General features: G+C 71.4%; 20 protein-coding genes and 1 pseudogene. 8 read left to right on the top strand and 13 right to left on the bottom strand.

Features of this window, described 5'->3' with window-relative positions; translation table 11 throughout:
* Positions 1-743, bottom strand: a pseudogene (locus ACZ7L0_RS04655) (hypothetical protein).
* A gap of 288 nt (positions 744-1,031) precedes the next feature.
* On the opposite strand from ACZ7L0_RS04655, the gene recA reads away from it, so the two are divergent.
* Entirely contained in the window at positions 1,032-2,159 is a 1,128-nt protein-coding gene (gene recA, locus ACZ7L0_RS04650; RefSeq protein WP_471240931.1) for a recombinase RecA, read from the top strand.
* A 3-nt stretch (positions 2,160-2,162) separates the two neighbouring features.
* Entirely contained in the window at positions 2,163-2,927 is a 765-nt protein-coding gene (gene recX, locus ACZ7L0_RS04645; RefSeq protein WP_471240930.1) for a recombination regulator RecX, read from the top strand.
* 194 nt (positions 2,928-3,121) lie between these two features.
* Here recX and ACZ7L0_RS04640 read toward each other — a convergent pair whose 3' ends face one another.
* The 8 genes from ACZ7L0_RS04640 to ACZ7L0_RS04605 all read right to left on the bottom strand — a co-directional run bounded on the left by ACZ7L0_RS04640 (position 3,122) and on the right by ACZ7L0_RS04605 (position 9,488).
* Entirely contained in the window at positions 3,122-3,523 is a 402-nt protein-coding gene (locus tag ACZ7L0_RS04640; RefSeq protein ID WP_471240929.1) for a rhodanese-like domain-containing protein, read from the bottom strand.
* Positions 3,520-4,050 carry a cupin domain-containing protein gene (locus ACZ7L0_RS04635; protein WP_471240928.1) on the bottom strand — a complete coding sequence of 177 codons (531 nt, stop codon included), beginning with the start codon at positions 4,048-4,050 and terminating at the stop codon, positions 3,520-3,522. Before ACZ7L0_RS04635 ends, ACZ7L0_RS04640 begins: the two co-directional genes overlap by 4 nt.
* Positions 4,051-4,113: 63 nt before the next feature.
* Entirely contained in the window at positions 4,114-4,161 is a 48-nt protein-coding gene (locus ACZ7L0_RS04630) for a hypothetical protein (protein WP_309506048.1), read from the bottom strand.
* 117 nt (positions 4,162-4,278) lie between these two features.
* Positions 4,279-5,982 (bottom strand): FAD-dependent monooxygenase, encoded by a 1,704-nt coding sequence (locus tag ACZ7L0_RS04625; protein WP_471240927.1) that lies wholly within the window; start codon positions 5,980-5,982, stop codon positions 4,279-4,281.
* A 179-nt stretch (positions 5,983-6,161) separates the two neighbouring features.
* A complete protein-coding gene (locus ACZ7L0_RS04620; RefSeq protein ID WP_471240926.1) occupies positions 6,162-7,061 on the bottom strand; it encodes an amino acid ABC transporter permease in 900 nt (299 codons plus the stop codon).
* A complete protein-coding gene (locus tag ACZ7L0_RS04615) occupies positions 7,058-7,723 on the bottom strand; it encodes an amino acid ABC transporter permease (RefSeq protein WP_471240925.1) in 666 nt (221 codons plus the stop codon). Before ACZ7L0_RS04615 ends, ACZ7L0_RS04620 begins: the two co-directional genes overlap by 4 nt.
* 72 nt (positions 7,724-7,795) lie before the next feature.
* Entirely contained in the window at positions 7,796-8,632 is an 837-nt protein-coding gene (locus ACZ7L0_RS04610) for a glutamate ABC transporter substrate-binding protein (protein ID WP_471240924.1), read from the bottom strand.
* Positions 8,633-8,711: 79 nt separating this feature from the next.
* A complete protein-coding gene (locus ACZ7L0_RS04605; protein ID WP_471240923.1) occupies positions 8,712-9,488 on the bottom strand; it encodes an amino acid ABC transporter ATP-binding protein in 777 nt (258 codons plus the stop codon).
* A 285-nt stretch (positions 9,489-9,773) separates the two neighbouring features.
* On the opposite strand from ACZ7L0_RS04605, the gene ACZ7L0_RS04600 reads away from it, so the two are divergent.
* Both ACZ7L0_RS04600 and ACZ7L0_RS04595 read left to right on the top strand, forming a co-directional pair.
* Complete coding sequence (locus ACZ7L0_RS04600; RefSeq protein ID WP_471240922.1) at positions 9,774-10,460, top strand: response regulator transcription factor; 687 nt, start codon at positions 9,774-9,776, stop codon at positions 10,458-10,460.
* A 9-nt stretch (positions 10,461-10,469) separates the two neighbouring features.
* Positions 10,470-11,906 carry a sensor histidine kinase gene (locus ACZ7L0_RS04595; RefSeq protein WP_471240921.1) on the top strand — a complete coding sequence of 479 codons (1,437 nt, stop codon included), beginning with the start codon at positions 10,470-10,472 and terminating at the stop codon, positions 11,904-11,906.
* Here the strand turns inward: ACZ7L0_RS04595 and ACZ7L0_RS04590 are convergent.
* On the bottom strand, positions 11,885-12,883 hold the full coding sequence (locus ACZ7L0_RS04590) for a TAXI family TRAP transporter solute-binding subunit (protein WP_471240920.1): 999 nt from the start codon (positions 12,881-12,883) through the stop codon (positions 11,885-11,887). The two genes, ACZ7L0_RS04595 and ACZ7L0_RS04590, sit on opposite strands and share 22 nt — an antisense overlap.
* An 87-nt stretch (positions 12,884-12,970) precedes the next feature.
* Here ACZ7L0_RS04590 and ACZ7L0_RS04585 point away from each other — a divergent pair, with 87 nt between their 5' ends.
* Positions 12,971-13,375 carry a pyrophosphohydrolase domain-containing protein gene (locus ACZ7L0_RS04585; RefSeq protein WP_471240919.1) on the top strand — a complete coding sequence of 135 codons (405 nt, stop codon included), beginning with the start codon at positions 12,971-12,973 and terminating at the stop codon, positions 13,373-13,375.
* A 4-nt stretch (positions 13,376-13,379) separates the two neighbouring features.
* Here ACZ7L0_RS04585 and ACZ7L0_RS04580 read toward each other — a convergent pair whose 3' ends face one another.
* The gene (locus tag ACZ7L0_RS04580) at positions 13,380-14,786 is read right to left on the bottom strand and encodes a hypothetical protein (protein WP_471240918.1); all 1,407 of its coding nucleotides are present in this window, start codon (positions 14,784-14,786) and stop codon (positions 13,380-13,382) included.
* A 383-nt stretch (positions 14,787-15,169) separates the two neighbouring features.
* Between ACZ7L0_RS04580 and miaB the strand changes: the two genes are divergently transcribed.
* Both miaB and ACZ7L0_RS04570 read left to right on the top strand, forming a co-directional pair.
* Positions 15,170-16,684 (top strand): tRNA (N6-isopentenyl adenosine(37)-C2)-methylthiotransferase MiaB, encoded by a 1,515-nt coding sequence (gene miaB / locus ACZ7L0_RS04575; protein ID WP_471240917.1) that lies wholly within the window; start codon positions 15,170-15,172, stop codon positions 16,682-16,684.
* 70 nt (positions 16,685-16,754) lie between these two features.
* Complete coding sequence (locus ACZ7L0_RS04570) at positions 16,755-17,468, top strand: class III extradiol dioxygenase subunit B-like domain-containing protein (protein WP_471240916.1); 714 nt, start codon at positions 16,755-16,757, stop codon at positions 17,466-17,468.
* Between the two features lie 176 nt (positions 17,469-17,644).
* On the opposite strand, the gene ACZ7L0_RS04565 is transcribed toward ACZ7L0_RS04570, so the two are convergent.
* The gene (locus ACZ7L0_RS04565; protein ID WP_471240915.1) at positions 17,645-17,929 is read right to left on the bottom strand and encodes an antitoxin; all 285 of its coding nucleotides are present in this window, start codon (positions 17,927-17,929) and stop codon (positions 17,645-17,647) included.
* A gap of 24 nt (positions 17,930-17,953) precedes the next feature.
* Entirely contained in the window at positions 17,954-18,238 is a 285-nt protein-coding gene (locus tag ACZ7L0_RS04560; RefSeq protein ID WP_471240914.1) for a hypothetical protein, read from the bottom strand.
* 182 nt (positions 18,239-18,420) lie between these two features.
* Here ACZ7L0_RS04560 and miaA point away from each other — a divergent pair, with 182 nt between their 5' ends.
* A complete protein-coding gene (gene miaA / locus ACZ7L0_RS04555) occupies positions 18,421-19,359 on the top strand; it encodes a tRNA (adenosine(37)-N6)-dimethylallyltransferase MiaA (protein ID WP_471240913.1) in 939 nt (312 codons plus the stop codon).
* Positions 19,360-19,396: the final 37 nt, after the last annotated feature.

Genomic DNA, 19,396 nt, shown 5'->3' with positions numbered 1-19,396 from the left:
TCAGTACGTGAGGACCGCCCACACCCCCGCCCCGGCCACGGCGGCCGCGTAGCAGCCCACCGCCGCTGTCACGGCCCGTCGCCGGACCCGCTCGCTCCAGGAGGTGCGGGACAGCAGCCAGGCCAGCGCCGGAAGGACCAGGACGGCGTGCAGGCTCACGCCGTGCAGCGGCTTGAGCGGGGCCGTCGAGTGGTAGGCCGCCTCCTGGTGACCGGTGCGGGCCAGCACCACACCGCGCGCGATCATCGCCGCGCCCGAGGCCAGCGCCACGAGCAGGATCGCGAACCCGGACCGCACCGCGAGCGGCATTCCGGCGGGGCCCGTCGGCCGGTGACGGAAGGACGCGACCGCGAAGACGGTGAGCAGCGCCACGAGGACACCGCCGCCCACCGCGAGCGTCATGGACACCGCCGTGTCGAACGGGGTCTCCATGTCGAGGTGCGAGGGGACCCGGCGCCAGGCCTGGAGGGTGATGCCGCCGACCTCCACCACGCAGTCGGCGGCGAACACGACGAGCAGGACGGTGCGCAGCCGGGGGCCGACGCGCAGGTAGGACGTGACCCAGGTGACCGCGATCAGCGTCGCTCCGAAGGAGAGCCCGAAGGTGACGGGCTTGCGCCAGGAGACGGGACCCTCCCAGGGGCCGCGTCGACCGCGAACACCAGCAGGTGCGCGAGTCCGGAGAGGACGAGGATCGCACCGGTCGCGTGACAGAGGCGTTCGGCGGAGCGCGGATTCTTCATGCCCCAAGGCTCTCTGGGGCGCCCCGAGTGGTCGTCGTCCGGCCGGAGGCACCCCTCGTACGCCGTGGGGAGTAGCGGTGTCCCTGCCGTGGGCGCGCTTGACACGAAAATCGAACATCTATTCTTATGGAGGCTCAGGCAAGGCTCCAGGCGGGTATTTCGACACGGTTTGGGCGGAGAAGTGCCCGAGTTATCCACAGGCTGGGCCGGCGTCGGGGCGCATTGTCAGTGGCAGGCGTTAGCGTCTTTGACGTGAAGCGATCGACTCAAGCAAATCGGGTGGAACCCATGGCAGGAACCGACCGCGAGAAGGCGCTCGACGCCGCGCTCGCACAGATTGAACGGCAATTCGGCAAGGGCGCGGTCATGCGCATGGGCGAGCGGCCGAACGAGCCCATCGAGGTCATCCCGACCGGGTCGACCGCGCTCGACGTCGCCCTCGGCGTCGGCGGCCTGCCGCGCGGCCGAGTGGTGGAGGTGTACGGCCCGGAGTCCTCCGGTAAGACCACCCTGACCCTGCACGCGGTGGCGAACGCGCAGAAGGCCGGCGGCCAGGTGGCCTTCGTGGACGCGGAGCACGCCCTCGACCCCGAGTACGCGCGCAAGCTCGGCGTGGACATCGACAACCTGATCCTGTCCCAGCCGGACAACGGCGAGCAGGCCCTGGAGATCGTGGACATGCTGGTCCGCTCCGGCGCCCTCGACCTGATCGTCATCGACTCCGTCGCGGCGCTCGTCCCGCGTGCCGAGATCGAGGGCGAGATGGGCGACAGCCACGTCGGTCTGCAGGCCCGTCTGATGAGCCAGGCCCTGCGGAAGATCACCAGCGCGCTCAACCAGTCCAAGACCACGGCGATCTTCATCAACCAGCTCCGCGAGAAGATCGGCGTGATGTTCGGCTCCCCGGAGACCACGACCGGTGGCCGCGCGCTGAAGTTCTACGCCTCGGTGCGTATCGACATCCGCCGCATCGAGACCCTGAAGGACGGCACGGAGGCGGTCGGCAACCGCACCCGCTGCAAGGTCGTCAAGAACAAGGTCGCGCCGCCCTTCAAGCAGGCCGAGTTCGACATCCTCTACGGCCAGGGCATCAGCCGCGAGGGCGGCCTGATCGACATGGGCGTCGAGCACGGCTTCGTCCGCAAGGCCGGCGCCTGGTACACGTACGAGGGCGACCAGCTCGGCCAGGGCAAGGAGAACGCGCGCAACTTCCTGAAGGACAACCCCGACCTGGCCAACGAGATCGAGAAGAAGATCAAGGAGAAGCTGGGCGTGGGCGTGCGGCCGGAGGAGCCCGCCGCCGAGCCGAGCGCGGACGCGACGGCCGGTGCCGCCACGGACGACGCCGCCAAGACGGTGCCCGCCGCGGCGGCCACCAAGGCCACCAAGCCCAAGGCCGCCGCCGCCAAGAGCTGACCCGTGACACGACGAACCGACTGGGCCGAATACGAGTACGCCTCCCCCGGTGTCCCACGGGGGAGGGGCGCCGGGGGCGACACGGGCTCCGCCCCGGACGGTGACGACGGGTACGGGGGCGACCGGGTCCAGGAGAGCCACGGCTCGCGTGGCGCCGGGACCCGCGGTGGTCGCGGGCGCCGTCGGCGCGGCTTCGGGGAGCCGTCCGCGTCCAGGGAAGACGAAGGCGCCCCTTCCTCGTCGAGGGCCGAGCGGGGGGAGTCTTCAGGGGACCCGGTTGAGCGGGCGCGGGCGATCTGTCTGCGCCTGCTCACCGGGACCCCGCGCACCCGCAAGCAGCTCGCGGACGCCCTGCGCAAGCGGGAGATCCCGGACGACGTGGCGGAGGAGGTGCTGTCGCGGTTCGAGGAGGTCGGGCTGATCGACGACGGCGCATTCGCGGACGCCTGGGTGGAGTCCCGGCACCACGGCCGCGGGCTGGCCAGGCGCGCGCTCGTCCAGGAACTGCGGACCAAGGGCGTCGACCCGACGCTGATCGACGACGCGGTCGCCCAGCTCGACTCCGAGCAGGAGGAGGCCACGGCCCGCGAGCTCGTCGCGCGCAAGCTGCGGGCCACCCGCGGCCTCGACCGCGACAAGCGCATCCGACGCCTCGCCGGCATGCTCGCCCGCAAGGGATACCCCGAGGGCATGGCCCTCCGGGTGGTCCGACAGGCAATGGAGGAGGAGGGCGAGGACACGGAGTTCCTCGAGGGCGGGGGATTCTGACCGTCCGCGGCCCGGCTCCCGCCGCGGTCCCCGCAGGCGCCGGCCGGAAGCGGCGTTACGGACCGAGCGCGGGCGGCGACAGCAGCGCCACGCCGTGCGAGTGGTTGCCTCGGCGCTGACGGAGGCCCGTCCATCTGCTCGTTCGCGGCGACGCTCGCGGTCACCCCGGCCACACGGACCGACCGCCACGGGGGTCACGGCACCACCGGCAACCCCGCCGCCTTCCACGCCTGGAACCCGCCGACCAGGTCGGTGGCCCGATGCAGCCCCAGCTGGTGCAGGGAGGCGGCGGCCAGGCTGGACGCGTAGCCCTCGTTGCAGATCACCACGATGTTCAGGTCGTGGCCGGTCGCCTCGGGGACGCGGTGGCTGCCTCGTGGGTCGAGGCGCCACTCGAGCTCGTTGCGCTCGATGACCAGGGCGCCGGGAATCACGCCGTCCCGGTCGCGCAGGGCGGCGTACCGGATGTCGACCAGCAGCGCCTCACCCGCCTGCGCCGCCTCGTACGCCTCCCGTGCCTCGATCCGCCGGTAACCCGAGCGCACCCGCTCCAGCAACTCGTCGATGCCCGGCGGCTGTTCGACCGCGCCGCTCACTGCCAGTCCTCCGGGCGCTCGACCTGCTCCAGTCGCAGCACCTGGCCGGTCCGGCTGTAGCGGCGGATCTGCGGCAGCGGCGGGTAGTAGGCGTGGACGGAGATCGCGTGCCGCTCGGACTCGTTGAACACCTCGTGGACGTGGTGGTGGCCGAAGGAGCGGCCCTTGCCGGCCGGCAGCCGCCGCTCGCGGTCCACGCCGTCGGTGAGCTCCAGGGTCTTCCAGCCGTCGGTGGGCAGCCGGGCGGCGAGCGAGTTCTCGGTCAGCTCGCCGGACGCGGTCAGGAACGCGCCGACCGAGTCGGCGTGGTCGTGCCAGCCGGTGCCGGTGCCCGGCGGCCAGCCGATCAGCCAGGCCTCGCTGCCGCCGGGGCCTTCGAGCCGCACCCAGGTGCGGCCCTCCGGGTCGAGCGGGAGCGAGGCGATGAGATCCGCGTCGGCGGCCGTACGCCGTACGAAGTCGAGGAGGTCCGCCTGCGTGGGTGCCGAAACGGCCGCGGACACGGAGGAAGAGACAGACACGTGCACCGTCCTGAGGAGCGTTCGCCGAAGGGGCGCCCGAGGACGCCCGGAGAGAAAGGGGATGCGAATTCAGCAGGACGGACGACACACGCAGCCCGCATAGCGGACGAGGTCCATATGGACCCTCCGCCACAGGCGCACATCGGTGTCGGTCACGATCCGGAGTACACCATGGCGGTCCACACCGGTCAACTCTGAGTCACTATGTGGACCACAGTGTGACTGTAGGTACGCTCAACGCACGCCAAAGCCGGCCTCGGCCTGCGCCCCCGCAGTGGCTTCCGCCTCCGCTTCCGCTTCCGCCTCCGGGCCGCCCACCGTCGCCTCCGCCGCCGCGTACAGGTCGGCCGCGCGGACCCCGCTCAGCGCGGTGACCAGATGGCCGTCGGGGCGCACGAGCAGCACGCTGTGCGCCGGCGCGCCCGGATAGCTCTCGGCGACCAGCAGCTCGGCGGGGTGCGGCAGCGCGGCCACCGCGGCCGCGAGACGGGGCATGACCCCGGCGGTCACCCAGTGCTTGCGGTCCCACACGCCCGTACCCGGCGCGATCAGCACGACCAGCAGCGCGCCGCGGCCGAGCCGGTCCCGGAGCCGGACGAACGAGCCGTCCTCGGCCGTGACCCGTACGTCGCTCACCTGGGCGCCGGGCGGGGTGTCGACGGGGACCTCGCCCTCGAGGTGCCGGGGTGCGAGCGGCGAGTCGGCGTACGCCCCGGGCGCCCCGAGCGGTCCGCGCCCCAGATGACCGTCCGTGAGCAGCGCGTCGTGTCCCCGGGCCGTGCCGGGGACGTACGCGCGCAGCCCACCGCCGCCGCGCAGCACCGGCAGCACCTGGTCGGCGGCGCGCAGCCGGGCGGCGATCACCCCGCGCCGCTCGGCCTGATAGCTGTCGAGCAGCGGCTCGTGCGGGCCGTGGTGCCAGACCCGGGCCAGCTTCCAGGCTAGGTTGTCGGCGTCCCGGAGCCCCTCGTCCAGGCCCTGCGTGCCCAGCGCGCCGAGCAGATGGGCCGCGTCCCCGGCGAGGAAGACCCGGCCGACGCGCCACCGGCGGGCCAGCCGGTGGTGCACCGTGTGGACTCCGGTGTCGAGCAGTTCGTACGGCGGGGTGGTGCCGTCGGTCCAGCCCGCGAGGGTCTCGCGGACACGGGCCACCAGCAGCTCGGGCGTGACCAGGTCCTTGCCCGGTGGCAGCAGCCAGTCCAGGCGCCACACCCCGTCCGGGAGGGGGCGGGCGGTCACCTCCCCGGCCGAGGGCCCGGACGTCCGCCATGGCGGCATCCGATGGAGCAACGCCCGGCCGGGCCGCGGAAGTTCCGCGCGCAGCGCGGCGACGGCGTGTCGCTCCACCGCCGTACGTCCCGGGAAGCGGATGTCCTGAAGCTTGCGCACCGTCGAGCGCGGGCCGTCGCAGCCGACCAGGTAACTGCCGCGCCACCAGGTGCCACCGGGGTCCCGGGTGTGCGCGGTGACGCCGGAGCGTTCCTGCTCGATGGCGTCGAGGCGGCTGTCCACGGCGACGTTGACGAGCGGCTCGCGGGCGAGGGCGGCGCGCAGCGCGCCGGTCAGCACGTGCTGGGCGAGGTGCAGCGGGGCGGGCCCGGCGCCGGCGTTCCGGGAGTCGGGGTCCTCCGTGCCCGCCGTGTCCTCCGCGTCCGTCGCGTACCCGGCCGGGAGGTCGAAGTCGATATCGCGCATCACCTGCTTGCGCCGCAGAGACCGCCATCCGGCCCAGTGGACACCCAGCTCGCCGAGCGGGGCGCCGGTCAGCCGCTCCATCAGCGCGGCGGTGTCCTCGCGCAGCACGACGGTGCGTGCGAGGCGTGGTTCGTCCTTGCCCGGTCCCTCGTCGAGGACGACGGACGGCACCTCCTGGCGGGCCAGCGCCAGGGCGAGCGTGAGCCCGACGGGCCCCGCTCCGACGATGATCACCGGATCCACGACGTGGCGCCCCCTGCCCGCGACTGTGCCCTGACGGGCCTAGGTGAACAGGATGGTGGAGCGGGGTGCACGATCACAGAACGTATGCAACCCATTGGCGGTGTTTGCGTCAAGCGACCGGAGGCAGTGGCGATCATGCCACTGCCTCCGGCGGGGTAGTCCTACTGTCCGACAATCCGTCAGGGAGCCTTCCGCAGGTCCTCGTGCTCACCGGGGGCGGCCAGTTCGGCGACCGCGTCGGCCCCGACCACCGCGCCCGTGGACTTCTTGCCGCGCCGCAGCCGGCCCTCCAGCCAGCTCGCGAAGCTCGTGAGAGAGAAGTTGAGCACCAAGAAGATCACGGCCACGACGGTGAAGGAGGCGATGGTGTTGGCGCCGTAGTAGCCGCTCATCGTGCTGGCTGAGGCCAGCAGCTCGGGGAAGGTGAGGACCGCGCCGCCCAGAGCCGTGTCCTTCACGATCACCACGAGCTGGCTGACGATCGCCGGGAGCATCGCGGTGACCGCCTGCGGCAGCAGGATGAGCCGCATCACCTGGTTCTTGCGCAGCCCGATGGCCATCGCGGCCTCGGACTGGCCCTTGGGCAGCGAGAGGATGCCCGCCCGGACGATCTCCGCGAGCACCGACGCGTTGTACAGCACGAGGCCCGTGACGACTGCATACAGTGGACGGTCGTCCGAACTGACGTTGGTGTAGTCGGCGTACAGGGCGTTCCCGAAGATCATCAGGACCAGCACCGGGATCGCCCGGAAGAACTCGACCACGACCGAGGCCGGAACCCGGATCCAGACGTGGTCCGAGAGCCGGGCTATGCCGAAGACGGCACCCAGCGGCAGCGCGATGACCACGGAGAGCACCGCGGCCTTCAGCGTGTTCTGCAGGCCGGGCCAGATGTAGGTGGAATAGGCCTCGCTGCCGAAGAAGGGCTTCCACAGCACCCACTCCAGCTGTCCCTTGTCGGAGAGGGCGCTGAAGACCCACCACAGGACGGCCGCGAAGCCGACCAGGAAGCCCGCCGTGTACAGGACGTTGCGCCGCTTGGCGCTGGGGCCCTGGGCGTCGTACAGGACCGAGCTCATCGCTTCACCGCCACCTTCTTGCCCACCCAGCCGAGGATCAGACCGGTCGGCAGCGTCAGGCAGCAGAAGCCGAACGCGAAGATCCCGGAGATCAGCAGCAGCTGCGCCTCCTTGTCGACCATGTCCTTCATCAGGTGCGCCGCCTCCAGCACGCCGATCGCGGCGGCCACCGTCGTGTTCTTCGTCAGCGCGATCAGGACGTTGGTCAGCGGACCGACGGCCGCCCGGAAGGCCTGCGGCAGCACGACCAGCCCGAGTACCTGTGTGAAGCTCAGGCCGATGGCCCGGGCCGCCTCCGCCTGCCCGACCGGGACGGTGTTGATGCCCGAGCGCAGCGCCTCGCACACGAAGGCCGAGGTGTAGACGATCAGACCGAGCACGGACAGCCGGAAGTTGATCGTGCTGAAGTCGCTCGCGCCGAGGTTGACGCCCAGCGTCTGACTCAGGCCGAGCGAGGTGAACAGAATGATCACCGTGAGCGGGATGTTCCGCACGATGTTCACGTAGGCGGTTCCGAAACCGCGCATCAGCGGCACCGGGCCCACCCGCATGGCGGCCAGCACGGTGCCCCAGATCAGGGAGCCCACGGCGGACAGCAACGCCAGCTGCACCGTCGTCCAGAAGGCTCCCAGCAGGTCGTAACCTTCAAGAAAGTCGAACACGATCTCCCGCGCTTCCGCGTGTAGGGATGCCCCGGTGCGCCGCCGCCGGACGGCGCACCGGTGGGCGCTGCCTCAGCTCTTGATGTCGCCGATCTTCGGAGCGGGCTCGTTCTTGTAGCCGGCCGGGCCGAAGTTCTTGTCCACGGCCTTCTGCCAGGCACCGTCGGAGACCATCTCCTCCAGCGCCTTGTTGATCTTGGCCTTGAGGTCGCTGCCCTTCTTGACGCCGATGCCGTAGTTCTCGTTGGTCATCTTCAGGCCGCCGAGCTTGAACTTGCCCTTGAACTGCGCCTGCGAGGCGTAACCGGCGAGGATCGAGTCGTCGGTGGTCAGGGCGTCGATGGCCTTGTTCTGCAGACCGGTCAGGCACGCGGAGTAGGTCGGGTACTCCTGCAGCTGGGCCTTGGGCGCCAGCTTGTCGTGGACGTTCTGCGCCGACGTGGAGCCGGTCACGGAACAGAGCTTCTTCTTGTTGAGGTCCGAAGGCGACTTGATGCTGTTGTCGTCCGCGCGGACCAGTACGTCCTGGTGGGCCAGCAGGTACGGGCCGGCGAAGTCGACCAGCTTCTGGCGCTCCGGGGTGATCGAGTAGGAGGCGGCGATGAAGTCGACGTCACCGCGCTTGAGCATGGTCTCGCGGTCGGCGCTCTTCGACTCCTTCCACTCGATCTGGTCCGCGCTGTAGCCGAGCTTCTTGGCCACGTACGTGGCCACGTCGACGTCGAAGCCCGCGTAACCCTGCGGCGTCTTCTGGCCGATGCCGGGCTGGTCGAACTTGATGCCGATGGTGATCGTCTTGCCGCCGCCCGAGGAACCGCTGTCGTCCTTCTTGTTCGAGTCGCACGCGGTGGCGGCCACGGCGAGGGCGAGCACGGCGGCCGAGGCAGCGGTGACCTTGCGGAGCTTCATGGTGAACATCCTTTGTCCGGTGTGGAGATGCGGCCCCGTGGGCCGGTGAAGCAGGTCGTGGAGGGCGCGACGGGCGCCGTCAGTGATGCAGGATCTTCGACAGGAAGTCCTTGGCGCGGTCGCTGCGCGGATTGCTGAAGAACTGCTCGGGCGCAGCCTGTTCGACGATGCGACCGTCCGCCATGAAGACCACGCGGTTTGCAGCCGATCGTGCGAAACCCATCTCATGGGTGACGACGATCATCGTCATGCCGTCCCGGGCGAGCTGCTGCATGACCTCGAGGACCTCGTTGATCATCTCGGGGTCGAGGGCCGACGTCGGCTCGTCGAAGAGCATGACCTTGGGGCCCATCGCCAGTGCCCGGGCGATCGCGACGCGCTGCTGCTGGCCGCCGGAGAGCTGCGCGGGGTACTTGTCGGCCTGGGTGCCCACGCCGACCCGGTCGAGCAGGGCGCGGGCCTTGTCCTCGGCCTGCTTCTTGTCGGTCTTGCGAACCTTGATCTGGCCCAGCATCACGTTCTCGAGCACGGTCTTGTGCGCGAAGAGGTTGAAGGACTGGAACACCATGCCGACGTCCGCCCGCAGCCGGGCCAGCTCCTTGCCCTCCTGGGGCAGCGGCTTGCCGTCGATCGTGATGGCGCCCGAGTCGATGGTCTCCAGACGGTTGATGGTGCGGCACAGGGTGGACTTGCCGGACCCGGAGGGTCCGATGACCACGACGACCTCGCCGCGAGTGATCGTCAGATCGATGTCCTGGAGTACGTGCAACGCGCCGAAGTGCTTGTTGACGCTCTTCAGGACGACCAGATCGCCGGTCGCGGCCGAGTCTTCCTTGGCCACCGATACTTCGGTCATCGCTTTCGGGCTCCGTCCTCCTCGGTTTCGGAGGAATGTAGTAACCCCGCATGACCAGCGTCATTACATCTGAGGGGAATCTGAGCATCACGATCCGATAGCAATCGGACACGTGTCGTAGCAGTTGTCGCCCACCCGCGTATCGGCCGGGTAACGGAAGCCGCGGGCAACCGGAACCCTCTTGACGCGGTTGTCGTCCATCAGCGTGACTGCCATGGTGCACGCGCGCGTGCACACGTTTTTCACAAGCCGAGAGTACGACCGTTCGAACCGGAGGGGGCCGGGATGAGACTGCTGCTCGTCGAGGACGACAACCACGTGGCCGCCGCCCTGTCCGCGGTCCTCAAGCGGCACGGGTTCGACGTCACCCACGCGCGCAGCGGCGAGGAGGCACTCCAGGCCCTCGTCCCCGAGGGCGCCGGCTTCGGCGTCGTCCTGCTCGACCTGGGCCTGCCCGACCAGGACGGCTACGAGGTCTGCGGCAAGATCCGCAAGCGCACCAGCACGCCGGTGATCATGGTCACGGCGCGCTCCGACGTCCGCTCCCGCATCCACGGGCTGAACCTCGGCGCCGACGACTACGTGGTGAAGCCGTACGACACCGGGGAACTGCTCGCCCGGATCCACGCCGTCAGCCGGCGCACCGTCCCCGAGGACGCCGGGCCGGGCGGCGAGAGCGCCCTGCGGCTCGGGCCCGTACACATCGAGCTGCCCACCCGCCAGGTCAGCGTCGACGGTTCGGTTGTCCAACTGACCCGCAAGGAGTTCGACCTCCTCGCGCTGCTCGCCCAGCGTCCCGGAGTGGTCTTCCGGCGGGAACAGATCATCAGCGAGGTGTGGCAGACCAGTTGGGAGGGCACGGGACGCACCCTGGAGGTGCACGTCGCCTCCCTGCGCGCCAAGCTGCGCATGCCCGCGCTGATCGAGACCGTACGCGGCGTCGGCTACCGCCTCGTCGCCCCGGCCGCCTAGCGGGGACGGGTGCGCACACGGCTCCTTCCGCTGCTCATCGTCCTGATGGCGGCCGTACTGCTCGCGCTGGGCTTTCCGCTCGCCGTCAGCGTGGCCGCGGCCCAGCAGCAGCGCGTGGTCGTCGACCGGATCGACGACACGGCCCGCTTCGGGGCGCTCGCCCAGTTCGTCACCGACGGGCCCAGTGGATCCCGCCGTACGACCAAGGACGAGCGCCAGGAGACCCTCCGCCGCGAACTCGCCAGCTACTACGGGGTCTACGGCATCCGCGCGGGCGTCTTCTACCGCAACGGCGCTGCGATGGCCAACGCGCCCGACGACTGGATCCTGCCGCCGAAGGGCGAGATGCGGGACGCGTTCCAGGAGGCGCTGCTCAGCCGGCGCAGCCACGACCCGCGGCAGGTGTGGCCCTGGCAGCGCACCCGCCTCCTGGTCGCCTCCCCGGTGATCCGGGACGGCGACGTGGTGGCGGTCGTGATCACCGACTCGCCCACCGGCGCCATGCGCTCGCGGACCCTGCACGGCTGGCTGCTGATCGGCGCCGGCGAGGCCGCCGCGATGCTGCTGGCCGTGGGCGCCGCGCTGCGGCTGACCGGCTGGGTGCTCAGGCCCGTACGGATCCTCGACGCCACCACTCACGACATCGCCACCGGGCGCCTGAAGTCCCGGGTCGCGGTGGCCGGGGGACCGCCGGAACTCAGACGGCTGGCCCGGTCGTTCAACGAGATGGCGGACAACGTCGAGGACGTGCTGGAGCAGCAGCGCGCCTTCGTCGCGGACGCCTCGCACCAGCTGCGCAACCCCCTCTCGGCGCTGCTGCTGCGCATCGAACTGCTCGCCCTCGAACTGCCCGAGGACAACGAGGAGATCGCCTCGGTCCGCACCGAGGGCAAGCGCCTGGCGCAGGTCCTCGACGACCTGCTCGACCTGGCGCTGGCCGAGCACGCCGAGGCGGACGTCCGGCTGACCGACATCGGCCTGCTGGCCGCCGAGCGGGTGGCAGCCTGGTCACCGGCCGCCGAGGCCAAGGGCGTCCGGCTGACCGGCGACTGCCCGGCGACCACCGGGTGGGCCGACCCGATCACCCTGTCCAGCGCGCTGGACGCGGTGATCGACAACGCGGTGAAGTTCACCCCTGAGGGGGGCACGGTCGAGCTGACCGTCACCTCGAACGGCGACACCTCGACGGTCGTGGTCACCGACACCGGCCCCGGCCTCACCGACGAGGAACTCGCCCGCGTCGGCGACCGCTTCTGGCGCAGCGCCCACCACCAGAACGTCAAGGGCTCCGGCCTGGGCCTGTCCATCACCCGCGCCCTCCTCACGGCGGCCGGCGGCTCGATCACGTACGCCCACCACGAGCCGCGGGGCCTGAGGGTCACGGTGACGGTGCCGAGGACCGGGTCCGCGCTGGACCCGGTCGACTACGGCTTCACCGACCGGTAGTAGCGCCGCGCGCCCTCGTGGAGGGTGAGGGGATCGGTGTAGATCGCCGTCCGCAGGTCGACGAGCTGGGCGGAGTGGACATGGGCCCCGATGCCGTCACGGCTCTTGATCACGGTGCGGGTGATCCACTCGGTGAGCCGGGGATCCATGTCCTTGCGGGTCATCAGCAGGTTGGACACGGCGATCGTCGCCACGGTGCGGCCCTGCTGGACGGCAGGGTAGGCCGACTCGGGCATGTTGGTCGCCCGGTAGTACCGGGCGGCGTCCCCCTGGGCGTGCAGCCTGGTGACCAGGTCGCCCTCGATCGGGATGAACCGGAAGGCGAACTTCTGGGCCAGGTCGGCCAGCCCGTTCGTGGGCAGCCCGCCCGACCAGAAGAACGCGTCGATACCGCCGTGCCGCAGCCGGTCGGGTCCGGTGTCGATGCCGTCGGACATCGGGGTGATGTCCTTCCCGGGGTCGATCCCCGCCGCTTCGAGCACCCGTCCGGCGATCAGCCGCACACCCGACTTCGGCAGCCCTATGGCCACCCGCTTGTGCCGCAGGTCCGACACGGTCTTGATGTCCGAGTCGCGCGGCACGACGAGCTGCACGTAGTCGTCGTAGAGCCGCGCCACGCCCCGCAGCTGCCGTGCGCCGCCGCGGTCGCCGAGCTCGTACGTCTCCACCGCGTCGGCCGCCGCGATGGTGAAGTCGGCCTTCCCGGTCGCCACGCGCCGTACGTTCTCCTGCGAACCGGCGCTGTTCAGCAGCTTCACCTTCAGGCCCGGCATGTCCTTGCCGAGCTCGTTGCGCAGCCGCTCGCCGTAGTCCTGGTAGACGCCCAGGGGCGTGCCGGTGCTGAAGGTGATCGTCCCGCCCGGCGGCTCCTCGCCCAGGGGCAGCAGCCACCACAGCAGCAGCCCGAAGAACACGAAGCCGGCGACCGCGCCCTGGAGGGCCCGGCGCCTGCCGATACGGGGGAACAGCTTTGGCATGCGCGCGATCCTGCCAGGCCGTCCGCGGTGCTGACCAGGGCGGGGCGCTCGGCGGGGACTGTCAGAGGCGGCCGTTACAGTCGCCGTATGAGCTCTTCGCCCGCCGACCTCGTCCGTGAGTTCCACCTCGCCTTCGGCCTCGACGCCCGCAGTACGCCGACGGAGGTGGCCCCCGAACTGGCCGCACACCGGGGGGAACTGCTCGCCGAGGAGGCCTCCGAGGTCGCCGAGGTGGCGGTCACCGGCCCGCTGGACCGGCTCGCGCACGAACTGGCCGACGTGGTCTACGTGGCGTACGGCACGGCGCTGGTGCACGGGATCGACCTCGACGCGGTGCTCGCCGAGATCCACCGCTCCAACATGAGCAAGCTGGGGCCCGAGGGGCAGATAGCCCGCCGGGCCGACGGCAAGGTCCTCAAGGGCGAGCACTACCGGGCGCCGGACGTGTCGGCGGTGCTGCGCCGCCAGGGCTGGCTGCCCGGCGGCGCCTGAGGTCCTATGGAGCCGCGGCGCCCGCCAGTGTCCACTCGCGGTGCAGCGAGCCCAGCGGGACGCTCTTCTGGAGAACGGGGGTACCGAAGATCGACAACTGGATCCGCAGGGTCCCGGACAGGTCCACGCCGCCGTACACACCCCATGTGCCGTCCGTCTGCGCGCCGGCCGTGCCGGTCGAGGCGGTGACCGTCCCCGAGGCCTCGCCGCGCAGGTACGGCGCCAGGTCGGCGGTGACGCCCACGGTGCCGTAGAGCCCGACGGAGGCCTCCGCGCCGAGCGCCGCCTTGACGCTTCCCGCGGTGGTCAACGAAGCCCGCACCGGCGTTCCGGTCATGTCGGAGGCGCTGACCGGGGTCCACCCCTGGCCGGCGCCGAAGGTGCCGCCCGCTTTGAAGTCGCCCTTCAGGCTCTGCTCCACGTCGACGGTGATCCGTCCGTCGCCGCTGATCTGGAAGTAGCAGGTCAGGTCGAGGTTGACGACGACCGGGACCGGACCGACCTGGAGGACGGGGTCGGCGTGCAGTTTCGCGAAGGGAATCCGCAGCGGTGTGGCGGAGGCGGCGGCGCGGCCCTTGACGGACCAGCCCGAGGTCCAGTCGCCGGAGACGCCCAGGTACGCGCTGCCCGGCGCGGCGTCGGTGCCCGTGCCGCCGTACCGGAAGTCGACCTGCGGGGCGACCTGTACGAAGCCGGACACCGAGGCCGCGGCCGACACCGGGGCACCCTCGGGCGTCGGCACGTCGGCGGAGACGTCGAGCCGCAGGCTGCCGAGCGGCACCGTGGCTCCCTTGGGGCCGACGTGCACGTCACCGGCCTTGGACCAGGAGACCTTGACGTCGGGCAGCAGCTTGTCGACGGCGAAGGAGGCGGGGTCGACCGGCACGGTGCCCTTGGCCGTGTCGTCGCCGAGCAGGGCGTTGAGCTGGGCGGGCTCGGTCTGCACCTCGGTGCCCCGGTCGGTCTCGCCGATCACCTTGGTGACCTTGGCCAGGAGCCCGTGCGGCGCACCGGGTGCGGGAGCGCTCGCGATGACGTCACCGACGGCGGTGCCGCCCGGGGACGCGGAGGGGCCCGCGGAAGGCGAACTCGCGCCCTTGCCGGGCGAGATGACGGCCCGTCGGGTCTTGGTGTCGTACGAACTGACGGCGAGCGTGGTCTTGTGGGCCCGCCTGCCCGAACCGGCGGGGCCCGCCGAGGCGGTCGCGGTGGCCGCGGGGGCGGCGGCGACGGTGAGCGAGCGGTCCGCCGCGGCGGTGGTGGTGCTGTTGGAATCACGGGCCGCCCGGTCGGTAGCGGCGGCGGGCTGTTCGGCCCGTGGCGCGGGCGAGGCGCAGCCGGCGGCGAGGAGGAGGGCGGTCACGGCGAAGGCGGGCAGGAGGGCATGGGCGCGCCCCGTGCGTCTGCGCAAGATCGGTCCTTCAGGGGGTGGGGGGTGGCAGGGAGCACCGGCGGACGCTGGCCCACGGGCCTACTGGCCGGTAACTCGGTGACGGCTCATGAGCATGCCAGGCCGCAGTCACCGGATCCGCCCATTCCGGCCACTTCCCAACGTGACCTGACACACGGCGAGTTCAGGCCAGCGCACGACGTCCCCGCGTGAGCCGTTCCGCCCGCAACCGCCTGCTCGACCTCACGATCGAACAGAGCACCGGATCACCATTGCCCTGTATCCCGCGTGCCTGGCGGACACCTCGCAGGCTCCCCACGCGGACGAGCCGTGACGCGGCCCTCGGTGCGATGCCGCCGGAAGCTCCGGGCCGGGGCTCTCCCGGGACCGCCTACCCTTGTCGCATGAGCAGCAACGACCGGAGCCAGGCAGTGGGCGTCAAGACATACGAGGTTCGCACCTACGGGTGCCAGATGAACGTCCACGATTCCGAGCGATTGTCCGGACTGCTCGAAGAGGCCGGTTACGTGCGCGCGCCCGAAGGGGCGGACGGGGACGCGGACGTCGTCGTCTTCAACACCTGCGCGGTTCGTGAGAACGCCGACAACCGGCTGTACGGCAACCTGGGCCGGCTCGCGCCGAAGAAGGCCACACGACCCGGGATGCAGATCGCGGTCGGCGGCTGCCTGGCGCAGAAGGACCGGGACACCATCGTGAAGAGGGCGCCCTGGGTGGACGTCGTCTTCGGCACGCACAACATCGGCAAGCTGCCCGTCCTGCTGGAACGCGCCCGCGTGCAGGAGGAGGCGCAGGTCGAGATCGCCGAGTCGCTGGAGGCGTTCCCCTCCACGCTGCCGACCCGGCGCGAGAGCGCGTACGCGGCCTGGGTCTCCATCTCCGTCGGCTGCAACAACACCTGCACCTTCTGCATCGTCCCGGCGCTGCGCGGCAAGGAGAAGGACCGCCGTCCCGGCGACATCCTCGCCGAGGTCGAGGCCCTGGTCGCCGAGGGCGTCTCCGAGATCACCCTGCTCGGCCAGAACGTCAACGCCTACGGCTCCGACATCGGCGACCGCGAGGCCTTCAGCAAGCTCCTGCGGGCCTGCGGGAACATCGAGGGCCTGGAGCGCGTGCGCTTCACCTCCCCGCACCCGCGCGACTTCACCGACGACGTCATCGCCGCCATGGCCGAGACGCCGAACGTGATGCCGCAGCTCCACATGCCGATGCAGTCCGGCTCGGACACGGTCCTGAAGGCGATGCGCCGCTCCTACCGCCAGGAGCGCTACCTCGGGATCATCGAGAAGGTCCGCGCCGCCATCCCGCACGCCGCGATCACCACCGACATCATCGTGGGCTTCCCCGGCGAGACCGAGGAGGACTTCGAGCAGACGCTGCACGCCGTCCGCGAGGCACGGTTCGCGCAGGCGTTCACCTTCCAGTACTCCAAGCGCCCCGGCACCCCGGCCGCCACCATGGACGACCAGATCCCCAAGGAGGTCGTCCAGGCGCGGTACGAGCGTCTCGTCGCCCTCCAGGAGGACATCTCCTGGGCGGAGAACAAGAAGCAGGTCGGCCGCACGCTGGAGCTCATGGTCGCCGAGGGCGAGGGCCGCAAGGACGGCGCCACCCACCGCCTCTCCGGCCGCGCTCCCGACAACCGCCTGGTCCACTTCACCAAGCCGGAGCAGCAGGTGCGCCCCGGCGACGTGGTCACGGTCGAGGTGACGTACGCCGCCCCGCACCACCTGCTCGCCGAGGGCCCCGTCCTCGCCGTGCGCCCCACGCGCGCGGGCGACGCCTGGGAGAAGCGCAACGCCGCCGAGGCCGCCAAGCCGGCGGGCGTGATGCTCGGTCTGCCGAAGATCGGCGTGCCGGCCCCGCTGCCGGTCGCGACGAGCGGCTGCGGCTGCGACTGACGTCCCGCGGTGAGGGGGCGCGGGGCGGGGGAGTCACGGTCGGCGCGCCCCCGGCGTTACCCTGCCGATCATGCTTGTCGCCGCCGCAGTCTGCCCCTGCCCGCCGCTGCTCGTGCCCGACCTCGCCGCGGGCGCCGCGCACGAGCTGGACGCCGCGCGTGCCGCGTGCGTGGACGCGCTCGGCGTGCTCGCCGCCGCCCGCCCCGACCGGCTGGTGGTCGTCGGGGCCGCCGAGCCGAGCGGGCGCGGACCGCACCCGCAGGGCACCCGGGGCTCCTTCCGCGGTTTCGGGGTGGACCTCGACGTACGGCTCGGCCCCGGCGAGGCGACGGCGCCCGACCGCACACTGCCCTCGTCGCTCGCCGTCGCCGCCTGGCTGCTGGAGCGCACGGACTGGGCCGCCGCCCCGGTCGAGGGACTCGGTGTGGGGGAACCCGTCGCGCCCGAGCGGTGTGCCGAAGCCGGAAGGGAGATCGCCGCTCGGACCGAGCGGACGGCCCTGCTGGTGATGGGCGACGCCAGCGCCTGTCGCACCGTCAAGGCGCCCGGCTACCTCGACGAGCGCGCCGCGCCCTTCGACGCCGAGGTCGCGCGTGCCCTGGGCGCGGCGGACGGGCCGGCCCTGATGGCACTGGACCCCGAGCTCGCGCACCAGCTCAAGGCCTCCGGCCGCGCCCCCTGGCAGGTCCTGGCAGGCGCCGCCGAGGACGTGAACCTGACCGGCACTCTGCTGTACGAGGACGCGCCGTACGGCGTGGGGTACGTGGTCGCGGCCTGGTCCTGACAGGGCCATAGATAGGGCCTGTCCGGCGGATCATGCCGCAGACGCGGGGCTCGGCACGCCCCCTACGGCGTTGTCGTCGGTGGCCGACGCCGGACAGGCCCTGGCCGCGACGACGGCGGACGGCCGGGAGCGGTCCGCTCCACGGCCGTCCACCGGTCGGCGGGGCGGCGTTCGCTTCAGGACATGGGCGGGGGCCCGTCCGGCCGCGTGCCGGTCGTGTCGCGGGCCGCCTCGGGACCACCCTCAGTACCGCCCCGGTGCGCGAGCCGGTCCATGGCGTGCTTGGCCTTCCCGGTGCCGCTCTGGATCCTGTCGCTGTACTTGCCCTTGGTCCGCTCGTCGACGACCCTCGCGGCCCTGTCGATGCCGTGCTGGATCTTGCCTCCGTGCTGATGCGCGAGGCCCGACACCTTCTCCTTGGCCGGGGCGAGCTTGGCCTTCACATTGTTCAAAAGACCCATGATCCACCTTCCCTCACGGGCCGGTCAGGTGCGGGCGCCCTCACCGGCCTCGTTGTCGGCGGCCTCCTCGGCGGACTGCTGCTTGGGAATCTCGGTGTTCTCGGCGGCAGCGGCCTCGCCGGCCTCCGTGGCCTCGGCGGCGGCACCCTCCGTCCGCGCCGCCGCGGCGGTGTCCCCGGCCGCCGGCCCCTGCTCCTGCGCCACTGTCTCCGCCTCGGCCCCTTCCGGTTCCGTGCCGGCCTGCGTCTCGACGGCGGACGCCTCCTCCGCTGCCTTCGACCTCCGAAAAATTCGCGCAAAAACGCCCATATCCACTCCATAGATTACTCGTGCGGGGGAAATCCCGCGTAGCCCGGTGCGCCCGTTCGCGCCACCCGGCTCACCGCCCCCGGAAGCAGGCGGCAGGTACCTCGCAACGGGCAACGACCCCGAACCCGGGTCGTCACGTAACTCGTTCGAGGCGCGGCCGTGATGTTTGCGAGACTGGTGCGGTGAGCAGCGCACCCCCCGCCCCCCGCGTCATCGCCGTCGTCGGACCCACCGCGGCCGGAAAGTCCGATCTGGGCGTTTTCCTGGCCCGGCAGCTCGGCGGCGAGGTCGTCAACGCCGACTCCATGCAGCTCTACCGAGGGATGGACATCGGCACAGCCAAGCTGACGCCCGAGGAGCGCGGCGGCGTCCCGCACCACCTGCTGGACGTCTGGGACGTGACCGTCACGGCCTCCGTGGCCGAGTACCAGAAGCTGGCCCGCGCCCGCATCGACGCACTGCTCGCCGAGGGGCGCTGGCCGATCCTGGTCGGCGGCTCCGGTCTGTACGTGCGGGGAGCGGTCGACAACCTGGAGTTCCCCGGCACCGACCCCGAAGTCAGGGCCCGTCTGGAGGACGAGCTCACACTGCGCGGCTCCGGGGCGCTGCACGCCCGCCTGACCGCCGCCGATCCCGAGGCCGCGCGCGCGATCCTGCCCAGCAACGGCCGTCGCATCGTCCGGGCCCTGGAGGTCATCGAGATCACCGGCCGGCCCTTCACCGCCAACCTCCCCGGCCACGACTCGGTCTACGACACGATCCAGATCGGCGTCGACGTGGCCCGCCCCGAGCTCGACGAGCGCATCGCGCGCCGGGTCGACCGGATGTGGGAGGCGGGTCTCGTGGACGAGGTGCGCGCACTTCAGGCGCAGGGCTTGCGCGAGGGGCGTACGGCGTCGCGCGCACTCGGCTACCAGCAGGTCCTCTCGGCGCTCGCCGGGGAATGCACCGACGACGAGGCGCGGGCCGAGACGGTACGTGCCACCAAACGCTTCGCGCGCCGCCAGGATTCGTGGTTCAGGCGCGACCCCCGGGTGCACTGGTTGAGTGGGGCCGCCGCGGACCGCACCGAACTTCCGGGGCTCGCTCTGGCGTTGGTCGAACGACCGGTCACAGCCTGATCACGTCATGGCATCGGGATGCGCCGCCGGTCATCCC

Source organism: Streptomyces sp. NPDC039424 (assembly GCF_055639495.1).
The sequence above is the reverse complement of the archived record's forward strand: the minus strand, read 5'-3'. Positions and strand labels throughout refer to the sequence as shown.